The organism is Sinomicrobium weinanense (genome assembly GCF_018863395.1).
Classification (GTDB): domain Bacteria; phylum Bacteroidota; class Bacteroidia; order Flavobacteriales; family Flavobacteriaceae; genus Sinomicrobium; species Sinomicrobium weinanense.
Genome location: NZ_JAHKRR010000003.1, coordinates 302,900 through 321,552, shown reverse-complemented (window position 1 = coordinate 321,552; position 18,653 = coordinate 302,900). Strand labels below are relative to the sequence as shown.

Genomic DNA, 18,653 nt, shown 5'->3' with positions numbered 1-18,653 from the left:
ATGCATTCAGAAAAGGATTTTTTATTTTTATATATAACGTGTTGCAACCAGCCCTTCGGCTTTAGTTTATCCTGAGTTTAACCGAAGGACTCAGGAACCAAAACCTGTAACCTGCAACTTGAAACTTGAAACCACAAACCCGTTTAATATGGCAAGTATCTTTACAAAGATCATCAAAGGGGAGATCCCCTGCTACAAGGTGGCCGAAGACGATAACTATTTTGCTTTTCTGGATATCAATCCCAATGCAAAAGGGCATACCCTTTGCGTTCCCAAGAAGGAGGTAGACAAACTATTCGATCTGGACGAGGAAACCTACAACGGCCTTATGGCATTTTCCAGGAAAGTAGCCCTGGCAATTGAAAAGGCCGTTCCGTGTAATCGTGTCGGGGTTGCAGTGGTAGGACTGGAAGTGCCCCATGTACACGTTCATCTTATTCCGCTGAATGTGATGAAAGATATGACCTTTCAGCACAAAATATCGATGGCAGAGGAAGAGTTTGAAACTGTGGCCCGAAAGATCCGGGAACAATTATAGTATCGGTTTCTCCAGGTAGCGATATGCAACTATTCCACCGGCTATGATAGCGATGAGAAGCAGAATGAGGATATAGGACAGCCTGGTAAGCCGAAATGAGGTTTTCCCTGGAGTGACGGTTTTGGAATAATAGTCCAGTACCCGCTCTATGTCGTCTGTCCATTTGACCGGATAGATCGTGGTATCGCATTTATTACAACGAAGGATATTGGAAACCTCTCCGGTAACTTTTTTATACCACCGGCTTTTGATGTGTTTTTGATAAAAAGTTAGGATAAGGCCCGTGTCGGCATAACATTCCGGGCAGTTGTTTGTCAGTGATGCTTCCTTGATGGCGACAAGTTTTTCGTTTAAAGCCATGGTTTTTCGGTGTTTTTTTAACAGAGTTTACCCTTATTTAAACGTTAAGATGTAACTTTTAGCGTGATCTGCATGGTCGTTCCTTTCCCGATATCCGAATGCAGTACCTTTACTTTTCCTTCGTGATAATCCTCTATGATACGCTGCACCAGTGATAATCCCAGCCCCCAGCCTCGTCTTTTGGTGGTGAACCCGGGGTTGAAGATGGTCTTGTAGTGATTTTTCGGGATCCCCTTGCCCGTATCTGTGACCAGCAGGTTGACGTGCCTGCCGCCATCCCTGATCTCGATCCGTAAGTCTCCTTTCCCTTTCATGGCATCGATGGCATTCTTAACGAGGTTTTCTATGGTCCAGCTAAAGAGTTGCGGGTTTATTTTGGCCATGATCGGGTAGTCTGGTGCAATAAAATCAAAAGTAATGAGTTTGGAACTGCGTTCTTTCAGGTAGTCATAGGCATTTTTGGTTTCCCCGATGATGTTGAGTGTTGTGAGCACCGGTACCGAACCTATTTTGGAAAAACGGTCCGTAATGGTCTGCAACCTGAAAATGTCCTTTTCGATTTCCGTAATAATGGCCGGATCGGTGTTTTGCGATTTCAGGATCTCTGCCCATCCTACCAGTGAAGACAGGGGAGTGCCGATCTGGTGTGCTGTTTCCTTGGCCATACCGGCCCACAGTTTGTTCTGGTCCGAAATTTTGGAAGTCCTGTAGAACAATAATATTACAGCGATAAAAAGCAGGATAATGAGGATCAGGGCTATGGGATAGTACTTCAGCTTGGTAAGTACCTCAGAATTGCCGTAGTATAACGTGGCCAGCTTTTCGTTCTTAAAGTTGATCTCAATAGGTTCGTTTTCCCGGGCAAATTCCTTGATCTTCTGCTGTATCTTTTCCGGGTCCTTAACGATTTTTTCGCTCATATTGCTGGGGGTGCTGATACCGTTTACATTGACCAGTATCATGGGAGTGCTGGTGTTGTTGGTAAGCACCTCCAATGGCAGGGCACCCAGGTCCCTTTCCAGGTCGGAGGTTTGTAAGATCTCGGCCTGTGCAGCGGCCCATATCTTCATTTTTATACGTTCTTCTTCCTTAAAACGCTGAAAAAAAGCATAAGTGTTCCACAAAATAAGGGAAACGACCAATACGGACATGCCTATTAGGATCCATTTGGCTATGCTTTTTTGTTTAACAGGTGTCATGGGTTATCCGGATAAGTCATAAATATAAAGTAAAACCTGCAAAATTATTGTTTATAGCGTTCAAAGATTTTATATCTCTTCCGGTTTATTTACTTTTGTTTCTATAAAACATGTTATGTATTCCATAGAGCCCAAAGATATTCCCACGGCAAAATTTCATGGACTGTTACTGGGAGCAGTGGCTCCGAGGCCTATTGCTTTTGCCAGTACCGTAGATGCAGAGGGGAAACCCAACTTATCGCCCTTCAGCTTTTTTAATACGTTCAGTTCTAACCCGCCGGTGATGATCTTTTCGCCAAACAGGAGGGTAAGAGACAACACGAGCAAGCATACCCTGGAAAATGCCAGAATTACAAAAGAGGTGGTGATCAATGTGGTGAATTACGATATTGTACAACAGGCTTCGTTATCCAGTACGGAGTATCCCGAAGGGGTCAACGAATTTATAAAGGCCGGGCTCACCATGCTGCCTTCCGATATCGTAAAACCATTCCGGGTGGCCGAGTCGCCCGTACAGTTTGAATGCAAAATAAAAGAGATCATAGAGCTGGGGACCGAAGGAGGCTCCGGGAACCTTATCATATGCGAAGTGTTGAAGATGCACATCAATGAGGATGTCCTGGACGATGAAGGGCGTATCGATCACTACAAGATAGACCTCGTGGCAAGAGCAGGCGGAAATTTCTATTCCCGGGCCAGGGACGGTTTTTTTGAGATACCGAAACCAACGACCACTTTGGGAATAGGTGTAGACCAGATCCCGGAACATATCCGCCGGAGCAAGGTGCTTACCGGGAACGACCTGGGAATGCTGGGCAATGTGGAAAAACTGCCCTCTGAGGAAGAAATAGAAGCCTTTGTCCAGGATTCCGTGGAGATCAGGGGGATACTGAGTTCGGACGATAATGACAGGATACACAGAAAAGCACAGGATTACCTGAGAAAGGACGAGGTGTATACGGCCTGGAAAATACTGCTTGCCGAAAAATTCGAAATTCCCGGCCAGTCGGTTGATTGAAAAAAGATTGAAATTGAAAAAGATTGAAGTAGATTGATTTTAAGTGTTTCAATCTCTTTCAATCCTCCGGCGTAGCCGGGTCAATCTCCCATCAATCTTTTAATCTTTGCCGATCGGGTATAATGGAAAAAGACGCATAGAAAACCGAAGAGCAAAATTTATATAGTAAACACAGATAAACAACGATAAAAGAGAGTTAATTATGGAAGTTCAAGGAAAAATCAAGATGATCGATGAGACCAAGACCTACGGTAACAACGGGTTCAGGAAGCGGGAGGTCGTCGTGACAACGGAAGAGCAATACCCCCAGCACATCCTGGTGGAGTTTGTACAGGATAAATGCGATTTACTCAATAATTTTCAGGTAGGACAACCGGTGAAAATAGGGATCAACCTTCGCGGCAGAGAATGGGTAAACCCCCAGGGAGAGACCAGGTATTTCAATTCCATACAGGGATGGCGTATAGAAAACCTGCAGGCCGAACAACCTTCGCAAGGTATGCCTCCCGTACCACCCACGGACGCTTTTGAGCCTGCCAATGATTTTAATGAAGAGGAACATGACGATCTGCCCTTCTGATCGGTTCCGGTACAGTAGTATAAGAGGGTGTCTTCTGAAGTCCTGCTTTCAAAAGACACCCTCGTTTTGTTTTTTGCCCTCATCTGCTTAATTTCAGGAAAAAAATATCCATGAACCCTGCCCGCCTCGTAGAGCGTATCTTTAAAAAATTTCTTCCTTCGCAATTTACCATTGCCGTGTTGCTCACGCTGTTTACCGTAGCATTGGCCTATTTTTTCTCCGGAATGGAGCAAGAAGGCCGTCTGCGCACCATACTGTTGTACTGGGAAAAAGGGGTCTGGGACAGCGGCCTGCTCGTTTTTGCTTACCAGATGATGCTTATACTGGTACTGGGGCACGTACTGGTGCTGAGCCCGTTGGTGAACAGGCTTATTGCCATGCTTACAAGACATGCCACAAATACGGCCAATGCCGCAGTTCTGGTGAGTGTTGCCACGATGCTGGCCGCCTTTTTTAACTGGGGGCTGGCCCTTATTTTCGGTGCTGTGCTGGCCAGGAAAGTTGGGGAGAAGGCCCAGGAAGAAGGGTTTCCTTTAAATTATCCGCTGATCGGGGCGGCAGGATATACAGGGCTCATGGTCTGGCATGGGGGAATGAGCGGTTCCGCTCCCCTGAAAGCTGCAGAAAAGGGACATATTGCCGATTTGATGCAGCATGTGCCGAAGGCAGAAGCCAGCGCTTTTTCCTTCCCGGAATTTATCTCCACGCAGCACACCATTTTTAGTTGGTGGAACCTGCTGCTTTTTGGCCTGTTGCTGGTTATCATTCCCGTGGTGTTGTATGCGCTGGGCAAAAAGGTAAAGCCCACAGAGATCAATTTAAAGGTGTATAATCCTGAAAGCCCAGGGAGGAGCAAGATATCGGGAGCTGAAGGCCTGGACCATTCCCGGATCCTCGCGTTCGGTTTTGCCGCGATGATACTGGCCGCCTTTTTTATCCGCTACGGATCTGAACTGGCTGCCTTTAATATCACCCCGAATATGCTCAACCTCTTTATGCTGGGCCTTGCCGTTTTGCTGCACGGAAATTTTCGCAATTTTCTGAATGCTCTGGAAGAAGCGATAAAAGGGGTGTCCGGCATACTCATTCAGTTTCCGTTGTATTTCGGTATTATGGGAATTATGAGCCACAGTGGTATGGTAGAAGATATTTCCGGTTTCTTTGCATCCGTAGCCAATGCTAAGACCCTGCCCGTTTTTATCTTTTTCAGCGGCGGGCTGGTCAATATTTTTGTGCCGAGTGGCGGCGGGCAGTGGGCTGTACAGGGCCCGGTAGTATTGGATGCTGCCCTGAAACTCGGGGTGCCCCTCCCGAAGGCTGTGATGTCACTGGCCTATGGCGATCAGATTACCAATATGCTACAACCTTTCTGGGCGTTGCCGCTCCTCGGGATCACCCGTTTGCGGGCAAAGGATATCCTTCCGTATACCTTGTTGCTTATGGTGGCAGGGACCCTGATACTGGTTGCCGGGCTATTGTTTTTATAAATAAGGTCGTTGAAGTGTTTCCGCGAAATGTGTAAGGACGGAGGAAGGATGACAGAGGATGGGGATGCGATGTTTACAGTTGTAGTGATTGAGCCCGGGTGACCTGCTAACCTGCAACCCGTTGGCCCGAAACCGGCCCGGTGATAAAAATAAAAAAGCCCCGGCAGGTTGAACCGGGACTTAATGTTGTGGTTTTAGGTTTTGCCTTTGTGACAAACTCAAAAAGCAATGATGAAAAATAAATGCTCACAAAGACATGACAAATATGAATAAAAAATTTGTAAAATCAAAAGGGAATTTATTTTTTTAACGAATAAATCTGTTTTAGGCCCGTTTTTCCATGTTTATCCTTGATAAAAATATAGTTTTTCCACCTGTTTCTAAAACATCTGATGTGGGAATTATTGCGGTTGGCGGAGATCTTTCGGTAGAGCGATTGCTGCTGGCTTACAAAAGTGGTATTTTTCCGTGGTTTGAAAAAGGAAGCCCAATCCTCTGGTGGAGCCCCGATCCGAGAATGGTTCTTTTTCCCGAAGAGCTTAAAATTTCCAGGAGCATGCGAAAAATCATGAACAAGGAAGTGTTCACCGTTACCCTTAACCGGAATTTCCGGGCTGTGATACAGGCCTGTGCCGAAACCGGGAGGAAAGGCCAGAAAGGAACATGGATCACAGACGATATGATTGCGTCCTATTGCAAATTGCACGAACTCGGTCACGCTATTTCCGTAGAAGTCTGGCAGGGCGATACGCTTGCAGGAGGGGTGTATGGCATAGACCTCGGTCACGTTTTCTGCGGGGAAAGTATGTTTACCCGGGTGAGCAATGCTTCCAAGGTAGGTTTCATCACCCTGGTGGAAAAGCTGAAAAGGGAAAAATACAAACTCGTGGATTGCCAGGTATATACTTCTCACCTCGACAGCCTCGGAGCCCGGGAAATTCCCCGGGAAGACTTTATAAAGATACTTAAAGAAAGTTAGAGGTTAGAAGTACGAAGTTAGAAGTTTTTTATTAAACCTACCGTTACACTTCATACTTCTAACCTCGTACTTCTGCATACCGGAAACAATTCACCTCGTGGTCATTCACCATCCCGGTAGCTTGCATATGGGCATAGATCACCGTGGTGCCTACAAATTTGAATCCTCTTTTTTTCATGTCCTTGCTGATCTTGTCCGAGAGCGGGGTATTGGCGGGTGTCTTTCGGTAATCCGACAGGTGGTTTTGAACGGGTTTTCCGTCTACAAACCCCCAGATATATTGACTGAAACTTCCGAATTCTTCCTGCACCTTCAGGAAGGCCTGGGCATTGCCCACTGTGGCCCGGACCTTTAATTTGTTCCGGATGATCCCTTTGTCCTGAAGCAGCACCTCAATTTTATCCTCCCCGTAGTTTGCGATCTTCCGGTAGTCGAAATGGTCGAAGGCTTTCCTGAAGTTCTCCCGCTTTCGCAATATGGTGATCCAGCTGAGCCCGGCCTGGAAGGTTTCCAGGATCAGGAACTCAAACAGCCTGTCGTCATCATAAACAGGGAGCCCCCATTCCTCATCGTGATATTTTTCGTAAAGCGGATCGCCTACGCACCAGCCACAACGTTTTTTTTCCATAAGATGTTAGTGTTTGCGCTAAGATAAATATTAAAATGCAAAGATGGAAGTGCCCGGTATTCGGTGATCAGTAATCGGTAATCAGTAATTAACTGAAACACCGACCACCGAATACCATTCCCTCGGGAATGGTTTGAATTTTATAGTTTTTGGTTTGAATATCTCTACCTCCTCTGTGCTTTCCCGGAATATCTTTGATATCACAAATCTAAACGGACAAAACATGAAGTACAGAACACTTGGAAAAACAGGAGAAAGACTTTCTGCTATCGGATTGGGGTGCATGGGGATGAGCTTTGCCTATGGCCCGAGGAATGATGAACACTCTGTTACTACCCTGGAGCGTGCCCTGGACCTGGGGATAAATTTCTGGGACACGGCAGACATGTATGGTTTCGGTCATAACGAATCGCTGATCTCCAAAGTGCTTGTGCCGAACAGGGACAAGGTTTTTATAGCCACAAAGTTCGGTTTCAGGCAGAAGGAGAACAGTGCGGGATTCAGCGGAACACCGGGAACCTATTTCGACGGGCGCCCGGAATATGTAAAACAGGCCTGTGAAGCCAGTTTAAAACGCCTGGGGATAGATACTATCGACCTTTATTACAGCCACCGTATAGACCCCGATGTACCTGTTGAAGAAACCGTCGGTGCTATGGGGGAGCTGGTCAGGGAGGGGAAGGTGCGTTACCTGGGCCTGTCTGAGGCTTCTGCGGCTTCGCTGAAAAAAGCCGCTGCCGAACATCCCATAGCCACCCTGCAAAGCGAATACTCGCTTTTTACCCGCGACCTGGAAAAAGACATCCTCTCTGTATGCCGGGAACTGGGCATTAGCCTGGTCCCTTACAGCCCGCTGGGAAGAGGGATGCTTACCGGGGCGGTGAAGGAAGCGCCCAAAGGAGAAGACGACTACCGGAAAAACCTGCCCCGTTTCCAGGAAGAGAGTTTTGCACACAATAAAAAACTCGTGGATAAACTCGAAGAGATCGCAAAACAAAAAGGGTGTACCCCTGCACAACTGGCCATAGCATGGTTGCTTCACAGGGGGGAGGACATCATCCCTATCCCCGGCACCAAAAAGGTGAAATACCTGGAAGAAAATGCCGCCGCAACAGAGGTTGTGTTTTCAGAAGAAGAACTGAAAGCAGTGACCCAACTCTCAGACACCATAAAGGTATTTGGCAGCCGCTATACCGAAGGAGCCATGAAACTGGTCAATAATTAATAATCGATAAACAACATAGCATGGACAGGAGGAGTTTTATAGGAAAAAGCCTGTCTGCAACCGTCGCGGCCGGTTTTCCGGCCGGGATGGCAGCGGCAATCCCCGGAAAGAAAAATAAAGGGACAGGCCATGACGCCTCCCGGAGGGAGCGCTTTAGGGATAAGGTGGTCATCATCACTGGGGCAACTTCAGGAATAGGGAAAGCTGCAGCCCTGGCCTTTGCCCGAGAAGGCGCCCGGGTAGGTTTTTGCGGAAGAAGGGAAAAACTGGGAGCAGAAGTGGAAGCGACCATCCGGGAACAGGGTGGTGAAGCTACCTATGTCAGGGCGGATGTGACCAAACCGGAAGAGGTGGAATCTTTTGTAAATGACATTGCAGAAAAGTACGGCGGCCTGGATGTAGCGTTCAACAATGCCGGCGAAGTGACCTTTGGCAAATTGCACGAGATCACTCTCGAAGAATGGGAATGGATACACCAGACCAATATACGGGGTGTTTTCCTGGCGATGAAATACCAGATCCCCCATATGCTGAAAAACGGAAAAGGGAACATCGTGCTCACGGCTTCCATGCATACCGTTTCCTCCCGTCCAGGGGGTGCGGCCTATGCTTCCAGTAAGCGAGGCCTGATGGGGTTGGCGCAGACTGCTGCGATGGATTACGGGCAGGAAGGTATCCGGGTCAATGTACTTTCTCCCGGCATCACCGATACCCCCATGTTCCGGAGGTCTACCGGGGCTTCACAGGAAAAGGTGGAACAGGCCCGGGTATTGGTAGACGGACTGAAACGCATAGCTACAGCAGAGGAAATGGCAGAAGCAGCCCTGTTCCTCGCTTCGGACGACTGCTCCTATATCACTGGCACTTCCCTGCTTGTAGACGGCGGAATGATGGCAGGACTCTGATCCGGAACAGGATCAATTTTTTCCTTTGTATTAAATTTTACAGATTTTCCCATGACAACAAACGGGACAAGCGAACTGAAATGACTTGCAAGTCGATAACTATTTAAAAACCAAAGCGCTTTAATGAAAATACTGATTATAGGAGCCCACGGCACTATAGGAAAAAGAATTACCGAAAGACTTTCCGGAAAACACGAGGTCATCACGGCAGGAAGAAACAGTGGAGACCTGCGTGTAGACCTTACCTCCAAAAAATCCATTCAGGATCTGTTTGAGCAGGTAAAAGGGCTGGATGCGTGTTTGTGTACTGCAGCATCCGGTGCTATGGACAATTTCCGGAGCCTGACCGAACTGGACCTTCTTATCAACATGAAAGGCAAACTGCTCGGGCAGGTAAACACTGTGCTTATTGGGCAGCATTATCTTAATGATAACGGCTGTTTTACTCTGACCTCCGGAATTTTTGCCGACAGACCATCCAAAGGAGTAACCGGAGGAGGAATGATAAGCGGAGCCCTGCACAGTTTTGTGCTTTCTGCAGCCGTAGAGCTGGAGAGAGGCCTCCGGGTAAATGTGGTGAGCCCAGGAATGGCAGAGGATTCTGCCGCGGACTTTAGCCGTTTTTTTCCGGATTTAAAACCCGTAGGCATGGGCAGGATCGTCGACGCCTATGTAGAGACCATAGAAAAGGACAACACCGGAGAGATCATCCGGGTGTATGAATAACAAAATCCCAAAAAACAAAATCCATGACTTACATAAGATCATCCACAACAACCATACAGGGCATTCCCGGAAGCACAGGTTCGCGAACGGAATTTGCCATGCTCGTTACGTTTCATTCCAAACCCGAATATCGGGAAGAGCTGGAAAAACTGCTCCGGGAAGATGTCCTGGAAGCGAGGAAAGAAGAAGGCAACCTGTACATGCAGTTGTATCGTGCAAAAGATAACCCCTATACCTGTTTCCTTTTTGAACGATGGAAAGACCAGGGAGCCCTGGATGCTCATTTCGAAAAACCTTATACCAAAGCAGTCCTGGAACTGTGTAACAAAGCATTGACTGCTCCCATGGCCATAATGTTCTTAAACGATCTGACCCCCATATCCCCGGTGCATTATCAACGATTACCCAAAGACGCAGGGAAAGCCACGGATCTTGTGGTGGTGTTTAGTGTAAAGGAAGGAGAGCAGGAGAGGTTTGTACGGCAATTTCAGGACTCGGCACAATACAGTCGTTCCGAACCCGGTTGTGTCGCTTTTCATGTGCATGCCGTCAAAGATGCTTCCAATACCTTTGTGCTTTACGAGCGCTGGGAAAGCCGCGAAGCCCTGGACGCTCATTTCGAACAGCCTTATACCGAAGCACTTTTTACGCTGTTTGAAGAAGTGTTGGAGCAACCCGTGGAGGAATGTCTTAATTATATCACATGGGTCATTTGATCGCCCATGGCAACAATTCAGAACAAGATCGTGAACAAACCGTATTTCAGGACAGTATATCTTTTGCTCCTCGCAGGCCTGGGATGTATATGCTGCACCACCACGCCTGAGAAAAAGACGGGATCCGAAAGTATAACCACTAAGGATAATGATCTGAAGCATATGGATTACCTGTATCAGTATTCCATTATCGACGCCCTGCTGGCCGGGGTGTATGACGGGGACCTGTCTGTCGGGCAACTCCGGACGAAGGGGAGCCTGGGCGTAGGTGGGTTTAACCACCTGGACGGGGAGCTGTACATGAACGAAGGGGAGGTCTATAAAATACGTTATGACGGAAGTGTGCACAAAGTACCTGATGCGGACAGGATACCCATAGCCTTTGTAAAGCACTTTCAGCCCGATACCACCCTTACCCTGGTGCAAAAGGGGATGGACTATGAAGGGTTCAGGGCCCGGCTGCAATCATTCCTGGATCAAAACGAGCTCTACGCTATCCGTATTTCCGGGAGCTTTCCGAAGGTCCTGGCCAGGGCCCCCGCCCCGGCAGAGAAACCTTACCCGCCACTGGCAGAACACCTGAAAGAGCACCAGCACGGATTCGGGCTAAAGCATACCCGGGGAACAGGTGTGGGCTTTTACCTTCCGGAATATATGGGGAAGGTGAATATCCCCGGTTTTCACTTTCACTATCTTTCCGAAGAAAACCGGTCCGGCGGGCATGTGCTGGATTTTGTGGCCGATAGCCTGTATGTAGAAATTGACAGGGCCTCGGGCTTTGTCGTGCAGTTTCCCGATAACAGAAGTTTTCGCCGGGCCGATCTGCAAAAGGACCGGGAAAAAGAAGTGGAAAAAATAGAATAAGACAGGATATTTTTTTCTTTGTGCTTCCGTGTCTTTGTGACTGTTTTTTACTACAATTCCCTTATGGGCTGAGGTAGGGAAAACCGGCTTGCAAAGAAAAATGGCGAGCCTCAACAGTGCTTTGTGGGTGGCATTGCACAACTTCATTGCTGCCTGCGTTTTTGAAATATGGTAATTTATTGGCTTTCAATTGTTATTTGTATTGCAAAAGTCGTATATTTGCGGCGAAGAAAGAAGAAAAATTATTTCGGAGGGGACTTGAGTCCCCTCTTTTTATAAAAATTACTGATGTTAAAGGAAAGAGTTGAGGAGCTTCTTACCGGGGTGTTTGCCGAACATAAATCCCTTTTCCTGATTGATCTTTCTGTTTCACCCGACAACAAAATAAAAGTGATCATAGATGGTGACGCAGGAGTTTCACTCGATGATTGTATATTGGTAAGCAGGCATGTAGAGCACCAGCTAGACAGGGATGAGACAGACTTTTCCCTGGAGGTGACCTCTCCGGGAGCCACCGAACCTGTCGTACACCGGAGACAATACCGGAAGAATACAGGCAGGAAGCTAAAAGTTAAGACCACCTCCGGGGAAACCGTGGAAGGAAAACTGACCGAAGTCACAGAAGAAGGTATAAAGTTGCAGTGGAAGCAACGCGAACCCAAACCTGTAGGCAAGGGAAAAGTAACAGTGACCAGGGAAAAAGAAATCCCCTTTACGGATATCGCGGAGGCCAAAGTGATGATAATATTCTAAATTATAAGTTTTTGACATGGAAAATCTTGCATTGATCGAGTCGTTTTCGGAGTTTAAGGATGATAAACTCATAGATCGTGTAACGCTGATGGCGATTTTGGAGGAAGTTTTCAGGAATGCACTGAAGAAAAAGTTCGGTTCGGATGACAATTTCGATATCATCATCAACCCGGACAAGGGCGACCTGGAGATATGGAGGAACAGAATAGTGGTGGCCGATGACGAAGTGGAAGATCCCAACCAGGAAATTTCACTGTCTGATGCCCAGAAAATAGAACCCGATTTTGAAGTGGGAGAAGATGTTTCTGAGGAAGTAAAGTTGGTAGATTTGGGAAGAAGAGCTATTTTAGCGCTGCGTCAAAACCTTATTTCTAAGATACACGAACACGACAATACGACCATTTATAAACAATTTAAAGACCTTATCGGTGAAATTTATACGGCAGAAGTGCATCATATTCGACATAAAGCTGTTATTTTGCTGGACGATGAGGGAAATGAGATTGTTCTGCCCAAGGATAAACAAATTCCTTCCGACTTTTTCCGTAAAGGAGAGAATGTAAGAGGGATCATAGAAAGTGTGGAACTCAAAGGTAGTAAACCCACTATCGTTATGTCCAGGACATCACCGGATTTCCTGGAAAAACTGTTTGAACAGGAGATCCCCGAAGTATTTGACGGGCTGATCACTATAAAGAAAGTAGTGAGGATCCCGGGAGAAAAGGCCAAAGTGGCCGTAGATTCCTATGATGACAGGATCGACCCTGTGGGGGCTTGTGTGGGGATGAAAGGCTCCAGGATACACGGCATAGTGCGTGAACTTGGAAATGAAAATATAGATGTGATCAATTTCACCAGTAATCCGCAGTTGTTTATCGGCAGGGCGCTGAGCCCGGCCAGGGTAACTTCCATCGTCATCGATGAAGAAGCCAAACGCGCCGAGGTAATCCTGAAACCGGAAGAAGTTTCCAAGGCGATAGGAAAAGGCGGATATAATATAAGGCTCGCCGGATTCCTTACCGGGTACGAGATCGATGTGTTCCGTGAAGGTGTGGAAGAAGATGTAGAGCTCACCGAATTCTCCGACGAAATAGAAGGATGGATCATAGAAGAGTTTAAAAAGATAGGATTGGACACGGCGAGAAGCGTGTTGGACCAAGATGTGGAAGACCTTGTAAAAAGGACCGATCTCGAAGAAGAGACCGTTTTGGAGGTCAAGCGGATCCTGAAAGAGGAGTTCGAGGATTAACAGGCCGGAAAACCTGTTGCTGGACGAATGCATATGTATAGCTGATAATTTCCATTTCCTGAGTCTTTCGATACTTCGGCAAGTTACCGAAGTGCTTAGTGCAGACAGGTTCAGGATAAACTAAAGCCGAAGGGGCAGAATAAAATTTTAGAGGATTAAAAAAATATTTATGGCTGAAAAAGCAACATTGAGGCTTAATAAAGTGCTAAGGGAACTGAACATTTCACTGGACAGGGCTGTGGAGCACCTGTCTTCAAAAGGATATGAAGTGGAGGCCAGGCCTACAACCAAGATATCCAATGAGGTGTATCAGGTTCTTTTGGAGGAGTTTCAGACAGATAAAAGTAAAAAAGTAGCATCCAAGGAGGTAGGAGAGGAAAAACGGAAAGAAAAGGAAGCTATTCGCCAGGAGTTGGAAAGGGAACAGGAACTGAAACGTAAAGCCCAGGAAAGACAGGAGATCATCAAGGCAAAAGCCAATCTGTCCGGGCCAAAAACCGTAGGTAAGATAGATCTGGACCCCGGAAAGGCCGAAGAAGAAAAACCTGTCGAAGAAGAGCAAACACCAGCAAAAGCAGCGACACCTTCTGCCGAGAGTGCCGTAGATAAAGGAACAGAAGAAAAGCCCAAAGCATCCGCAGAGGAAGCAGAAGCTAAAGAGAAGACCGAAGAGCTGAAGAAAAAAGAAACACCGGAGGCCGGGGAAACGAAAAAAGAACAGGCTCCACCTGAAGAAAAACCAGTCAAAGTCAAAGAAGAAGCAAAACCCGTAGAAAACGCTCAAAAGGAAAAACCGAAGGCGGAAGAAAAGAAAGAGACAGAAAAAGTCATTGTCCAGGACGAAGAGGTGGAGAGCGAAAAGCTGAAAACACAATACCAGAAACTATCCGGGCCCAAGATGACCGGAGAAAAAATAGACCTTTCCAAATTCGAAAAACCCAAGAAGAAGAAACCCGCAGCACAGTCGGGAGACGATAAACAGGGGAATAAAGACCGCAAACGCAAGCGTAAGCGCATAAGCAAGGAAGGTCAGAGTAACGGTAACTACAGCCAGGGAAAACAGGGCGGTGGTAATTTCAGGAAAAAAGGAGGAAAGTCCAGGCCAGTGGTCAACAAGGTCGAGCCTACCGAAGAAGAAGTTCAAAAACAGGTCAGGGAGACCCTGGAAAAATTGCAGGGAAAATCCAGCAAATCCAAAGGAGCCAAGTACCGAAGAGAAAAACGGGATGTCCACCGTCAGAAATCCGAGGAGGACATGGCACAGCAGGAGCTGGACAGCAAGGTGCTGAAAGTTACGGAATTTGTTACCGTAGCAGAAGTGGCAACCATGATGAGCGTTCCTACGACCCGTATCATTTCGGCCTGTATGTCTCTCGGTATCATGGTAACCATGAACCAGCGGCTGGATGCGGAAACCCTCTCTATCGTAGCCGAGGAATTCGGGTATGAAGTGGAGTTCGTAACCGCAGACATAGAAGAAGCCATTGTAGAGGAAGAGGACAAACCCGAAGACCTCCAGCCCCGGGCGCCCATCGTTACGGTTATGGGGCACGTGGATCACGGTAAAACCTCATTACTCGACCACATTCGCCAGGAAAATGTTATTGCAGGAGAAAGCGGAGGGATCACCCAGCACATCGGGGCCTATGGAGTAACACTCCCGGACGGGCAAAAGATCGCCTTCCTGGATACTCCGGGTCACGAAGCATTTACTGCCATGCGTGCCAGGGGAGCCCAGGTCACTGACCTCGCGATTATTGTTATTGCGGCAGATGATGATGTGATGCCGCAGACAAAGGAGGCTATCAGTCACGCTCAGGCTGCCGGTGTTCCCATTGTCTTTGCGATCAACAAGGTGGATAAGCCTACGGCGAATCCCGATAAGATAAAAGAAAGCCTGGCCAATATGAACCTGTTGGTAGAAGATTGGGGAGGAAAGATACAGTCTCAGGATATTTCTGCCAAAACAGGGCTTGGTGTCAATGAACTGCTTGAAAAAGTATTGCTCGAAGCCGAGATCCTGGAACTGAAAGCCAATCCGGACAAACCTGCCAACGGAACCGTTGTAGAGGCATTCCTGGATAAAGGACGTGGTTATATCGCTACGATCCTTGTACAGGGAGGTACGCTGAGAGTAGGAGATTATGTGCTCGCGGGAAGACACAGCGGAAAAGTGAAAGCCATGCACGATGAAAGGGGTAACCCTATTAAAGAAGCAGGGCCTTCTACACCGATATCCATCCTCGGATTGGACGGTGCACCGCAGGCAGGGGACAAGTTTTATGTATTTGAAGACGAAAAAGAAGCCAAGCAGATCGCTACAAAACGTACCCAGTTACAACGGGAACAATCCGTGCGTACGCAAAGGCACATTACCCTCGATGAAATTGGCCGTCGTATAGCGCTGGGAGACTTCAAGGAACTCAATATCATCCTTAAAGGAGATGTGGACGGTTCGGTAGAAGCATTGACCGACTCCTTCCAGAAACTCTCTACGGATGAGATACAAATTAATATTATCCACAAGGCCGTGGGCCCGATCACGGAATCTGATGTGCTGCTGGCCTCTGCGTCCGATGCGATCATCATAGGGTTTAACGTAAGGCCTATGGGGAATGCTCGTACGATTGCAGATAAGGAAGAGATCGATATCCGTACCTACTCCATCATCTACGATGCCATCAACGACCTCAAGGATGCGATGGAAGGCATGCTCTCTCCGGAAATGAAGGAAGAGATCACAGGTACTGCCGAGATCAGGGAGACCTTTAAGATCTCCAAAGTGGGAACCATCGCCGGATGTATGGTCACAGACGGTAAGATATTCAGAAACGCCGGTATACGCCTTATTCGTGACGGTGTGGTGATCTTCACCGGCGAACTGACCTCCCTGAAGCGATTCAAGGACGATGTGAAGGAAGTGGCCAAAGGTTATGACTGTGGTATGCAGATCAAGAATTACAACGACATCAGGGAAGGAGATATAGTCGAAGCCTTCCAGGAAGTCGAAGTAAAAAAGAAATTGAAATAGGACGGAGCGTTTAAAAATAACCCGGTGGGTTATTTTAGCCCTTCGACTGGCTCAGGATAAACTTCCGAGCCAGCTGGCGCGAGGGCATTTACACGTCAATCAATTAAATAAAGCACCCTGTTCCCGAAAGAGAGCAGGGTGTTTTTTTTTGGGCTTAAAACCCGGCAATTTTCCGGTTTTGCACGTGATGTGCATACAGTTCGCGAAAGCCGCTTTTATGATTCAGATAGGGAATGCCTTTATTGTGATGGTTTACCCTGCTTATCTCGTACATATAAGTGATGTGCCGGGCCACTTCTTTCCAGGCAAACCAAAGCGAATGGCCGGGATCGTAGATGTGTGTGGGCTCGCTCATGGCACCGTTGATCTCCACGACCATGAAATTTTCTCCGTTTTCCAGTTCTTCTGCGGTGTTGTACATAAGGTCCAGTCTGCCGTAATAAAACCCTTTTACCTGAGTGCATATATTGTTGATCACTTCGGTAAGTGCATCGTTGGCCATATGGCTACAGTCCGTAAACCTGGCTCCCCTGGCATGACTGCCGTAGGGGACCAGGGTAAGTCTTTTTCCCTTTTCCAGCACGCGGTCCAGTTGATCGCCATATTCCCGCTGTAGGGCTTTGAGTTGAAACTGGAATCTGGGTGTTTGGTTGAGCAGTTCCCTCGTGCTGGAGATCCCGTTGCCGGTAACGGTGAGGAACTCCTTGTATACGATACCGGTTATTTTCCCCCTGTCTTCTCCCGGATATCTTACGTAGAAAACCCCGATCTCTTTTGGAAGATCTATAAATTCCTGGATAAGGTAATCAAAACCTGCACGCTTATTGTATTCGTGCAATTCGCTTTCGGAGTGTATCTTTTTGACGGCATTTCCGCGGAGCCCGATATCCGGTTTTGCAATGACCGGGTATTGCAGCCCTGAATCCTTTAAGATGCCTTTGAGGTCTGCAAACGAAGTATTTTGGAGAATATAGGTTGTTTGGGCGTAAAATTGTTGCGGAATAAGATTGTATATGTTCCGTTTGGATTCCATGACAAAGCCGCCGTTCCGGATGGAAGGGTTGGCAGCATTAAAAAAGAAGAGCGACCTGGCCCGGATAGCATAATAGATCCAGAGCAGGCTTATGGGGGCATATACGACCTGGTAGGGCCAGTATTCCCAGTGCGTGAGTTTATGAATAAATAATTTTAACGATCGGAGGCTCATAATTGCAGGGTAAAGAATTTCTCGTTGGGGAAGAGTTGCAGGTAGTGGATATCTGTTTTCCCTTTTTGTATAACACATTGGGTGATGCTCAGGGTTTTTAGCAGGTTGTTCCGGTTGATGATCAGCCCGTTTTCCCCGCCCTCTTCTTCGGTATAACGGTGAAAGGACAACAGGGCTTCGGGCGAAACCGCCTCGTTCCGGTCCATAAAATCAAAAAACCACTGTTCCCGCTGTTTTTGCAAGGTTTCGGTATACAGGGTGGAGGAAGACAGGATGTATGGGTCTTTTGTTTTCAGTGAGGCCGTCTCTTTGTATAGCCCGTCCCAGCGCAGGAGGTAAAGCCGGTCTTCCCGGTAGAGCAGAACGGTGAAGGGTTCTATGTTGTCAAGGTTCATGTCATTCCAGTATTCTGGTGCAGAGCGGGCCGCCATGATCTCCAGGAGGATGAGCCCCCTGCTTTTGCGGTACGGGCCTTGAGGAGTGTGTTTTTGCCTGGCTCCGTTGAGCAATACGGCAGTATTACCGCTTTCATCCACCGTAAACCAGCTTCCGCCCGATAAAGGATCCTTGGGGAAAACAATTCTTTTGTTGTCTGTGGTGTATATTTTTGGAGGCAATGCTACGGGCCTCGTTGTTTTTTCGTCCCGGTTGGAGGTAATGATCACCCGGTCTTCGGTCTTTATAAAACTTACTGTGCACATTTTTTCCTGTATTCGATCGTTGAAGGAGCCACGCCGAAACTTTCACTTAGGATGAGCCTGTCAAATTTCCGGATGCCTACCCTCATCAGGGCCTGGTGGTGGATGGTGTGCTCCAGGTTGTAGAGCACTTCGCGAAAATAGCTGCTTTGTATGCGGAGTTTAGTGCAATTGAGGGTTTGCTCCAGGAATAAAGGTTTGTTTTCTTTTTCCAGGTTTTCCTTTATATGATCTATGTGTTCGACCGCAGTGGTGATATCGGTTTCGATCTTCCGGTTGCGTTCTCTTTTGTCGTAGTTGATGCTTCCGGTCTCGTAATTGTTGATCAGGCATAGGAATATCTCTATAATATGCCGGAAGTGCTGACCTATGGTAGCACCGCCAAGCTCGGGGCAGGGGGCGTTGTACTCTTCTGATGAGAGTTGTTCTGCCAGGTCCGTCAGATCATCGAGATTGGATTGAACAGAGGAAAATAGCATAGGCATAAGAA

Annotated in this window: 19 protein-coding genes; 13 read left to right on the top strand and 6 right to left on the bottom strand. The window is 47.4% G+C overall.

The features are described from left to right. The first annotated feature begins 148 nt into the window (after nt 1-148). Nucleotides 149-538, top strand: coding sequence for an HIT family protein (locus KN811_RS10955; protein WP_187966697.1), 390 nt, complete (start codon nt 149-151; stop codon nt 536-538). On the opposite strand, the gene KN811_RS10950 is transcribed toward KN811_RS10955, so the two are convergent. Further along, nucleotides 533-898: a hypothetical protein gene (locus tag KN811_RS10950; RefSeq protein WP_187966696.1), complete on the bottom strand. Its 366-nt coding sequence runs from the start codon at nt 896-898 to the stop codon at nt 533-535. The genes KN811_RS10955 and KN811_RS10950 overlap by 6 nt on opposite strands. Before the next feature lie 44 nt (nt 899-942). Then, nucleotides 943-2,097: a sensor histidine kinase gene (locus KN811_RS10945; protein WP_187966695.1), complete on the bottom strand. Its 1,155-nt coding sequence runs from the start codon at nt 2,095-2,097 to the stop codon at nt 943-945. Nucleotides 2,098-2,212: 115 nt separating this feature from the next. On the opposite strand from KN811_RS10945, the gene KN811_RS10940 reads away from it, so the two are divergent. The 4 genes from KN811_RS10940 (at nt 2,213) to aat (ending at nt 6,161) form a co-directional block, all read left to right on the top strand. Beyond that, nucleotides 2,213-3,115 (top strand): flavin reductase family protein, encoded by a 903-nt coding sequence (locus KN811_RS10940; RefSeq protein ID WP_187966694.1) that lies wholly within the window; start codon nt 2,213-2,215, stop codon nt 3,113-3,115. Between the two features lie 202 nt (nt 3,116-3,317). Beyond that, nucleotides 3,318-3,695, top strand: coding sequence for a DUF3127 domain-containing protein (locus KN811_RS10935; RefSeq protein WP_187966693.1), 378 nt, complete (start codon nt 3,318-3,320; stop codon nt 3,693-3,695). Nucleotides 3,696-3,805: 110 nt separating this feature from the next. Further along, nucleotides 3,806-5,182 carry a short-chain fatty acid transporter gene (locus KN811_RS10930; RefSeq protein ID WP_187966692.1) on the top strand — a complete coding sequence of 459 codons (1,377 nt, stop codon included), beginning with the start codon at nt 3,806-3,808 and terminating at the stop codon, nt 5,180-5,182. A 340-nt stretch (nt 5,183-5,522) separates the two neighbouring features. After that, complete coding sequence (gene aat / locus KN811_RS10925) at nt 5,523-6,161, top strand: leucyl/phenylalanyl-tRNA--protein transferase (RefSeq protein ID WP_187966691.1); 639 nt, start codon at nt 5,523-5,525, stop codon at nt 6,159-6,161. 58 nt (nt 6,162-6,219) lie between these two features. Here the strand turns inward: aat and KN811_RS10920 are convergent, their stop codons facing one another. Then, nucleotides 6,220-6,789, bottom strand: coding sequence for a DNA-3-methyladenine glycosylase I (locus tag KN811_RS10920; protein WP_187966690.1), 570 nt, complete (start codon nt 6,787-6,789; stop codon nt 6,220-6,222). 223 nt (nt 6,790-7,012) lie between these two features. On the opposite strand from KN811_RS10920, the gene KN811_RS10915 reads away from it, so the two are divergent. From KN811_RS10915 to infB, 8 genes are all read left to right on the top strand, one after another. Further along, nucleotides 7,013-8,014, top strand: coding sequence for an aldo/keto reductase (locus tag KN811_RS10915; RefSeq protein ID WP_187966689.1), 1,002 nt, complete (start codon nt 7,013-7,015; stop codon nt 8,012-8,014). Nucleotides 8,015-8,034: 20 nt separating this feature from the next. Further along, on the top strand, nt 8,035-8,919 hold the full coding sequence (locus KN811_RS10910) for an SDR family NAD(P)-dependent oxidoreductase (protein WP_187966688.1): 885 nt from the start codon (nt 8,035-8,037) through the stop codon (nt 8,917-8,919). Nucleotides 8,920-9,042: 123 nt separating this feature from the next. Further along, nucleotides 9,043-9,645, top strand: a complete 603-nt coding sequence (locus KN811_RS10905) for a short chain dehydrogenase (RefSeq protein ID WP_187966687.1) — start codon at nt 9,043-9,045, stop codon at nt 9,643-9,645. Nucleotides 9,646-9,668: 23 nt separating this feature from the next. Next, entirely contained in the window at nt 9,669-10,361 is a 693-nt protein-coding gene (locus KN811_RS10900; protein ID WP_187966686.1) for a putative quinol monooxygenase, read from the top strand. Between the two features lie 6 nt (nt 10,362-10,367). Beyond that, the gene (gene budA / locus KN811_RS10895; protein WP_187966685.1) at nt 10,368-11,225 is read left to right on the top strand and encodes an acetolactate decarboxylase; all 858 of its coding nucleotides are present in this window, start codon (nt 10,368-10,370) and stop codon (nt 11,223-11,225) included. Between the two features lie 288 nt (nt 11,226-11,513). Continuing rightward, entirely contained in the window at nt 11,514-11,978 is a 465-nt protein-coding gene (rimP, locus tag KN811_RS10890) for a ribosome assembly cofactor RimP (RefSeq protein WP_187966684.1), read from the top strand. Between the two features lie 16 nt (nt 11,979-11,994). Next, entirely contained in the window at nt 11,995-13,227 is a 1,233-nt protein-coding gene (nusA, locus tag KN811_RS10885) for a transcription termination factor NusA (protein ID WP_187966683.1), read from the top strand. 169 nt (nt 13,228-13,396) lie between these two features. Next, nucleotides 13,397-16,258, top strand: a complete 2,862-nt coding sequence (gene infB, locus KN811_RS10880) for a translation initiation factor IF-2 (RefSeq protein ID WP_187966682.1) — start codon at nt 13,397-13,399, stop codon at nt 16,256-16,258. A gap of 154 nt (nt 16,259-16,412) precedes the next feature. On the opposite strand, the gene KN811_RS10875 is transcribed toward infB, so the two are convergent. From KN811_RS10875 to KN811_RS10865, 3 genes are read right to left on the bottom strand one after another with little or no spacing between them, the layout of a single operon-like run. After that, nucleotides 16,413-17,465: an ATP-grasp domain-containing protein gene (locus KN811_RS10875; RefSeq protein ID WP_187966681.1), complete on the bottom strand. Its 1,053-nt coding sequence runs from the start codon at nt 17,463-17,465 to the stop codon at nt 16,413-16,415. After that, nucleotides 17,462-18,166: an NRDE family protein gene (locus KN811_RS10870; protein ID WP_187966680.1), complete on the bottom strand. Its 705-nt coding sequence runs from the start codon at nt 18,164-18,166 to the stop codon at nt 17,462-17,464. The genes KN811_RS10875 and KN811_RS10870 overlap by 4 nt, the downstream gene beginning before the upstream one ends. Then, entirely contained in the window at nt 18,154-18,648 is a 495-nt protein-coding gene (locus KN811_RS10865) for a DinB family protein (protein WP_247716468.1), read from the bottom strand. Before KN811_RS10865 ends, KN811_RS10870 begins: the two co-directional genes overlap by 13 nt. Nucleotides 18,649-18,653: the final 5 nt, after the last annotated feature.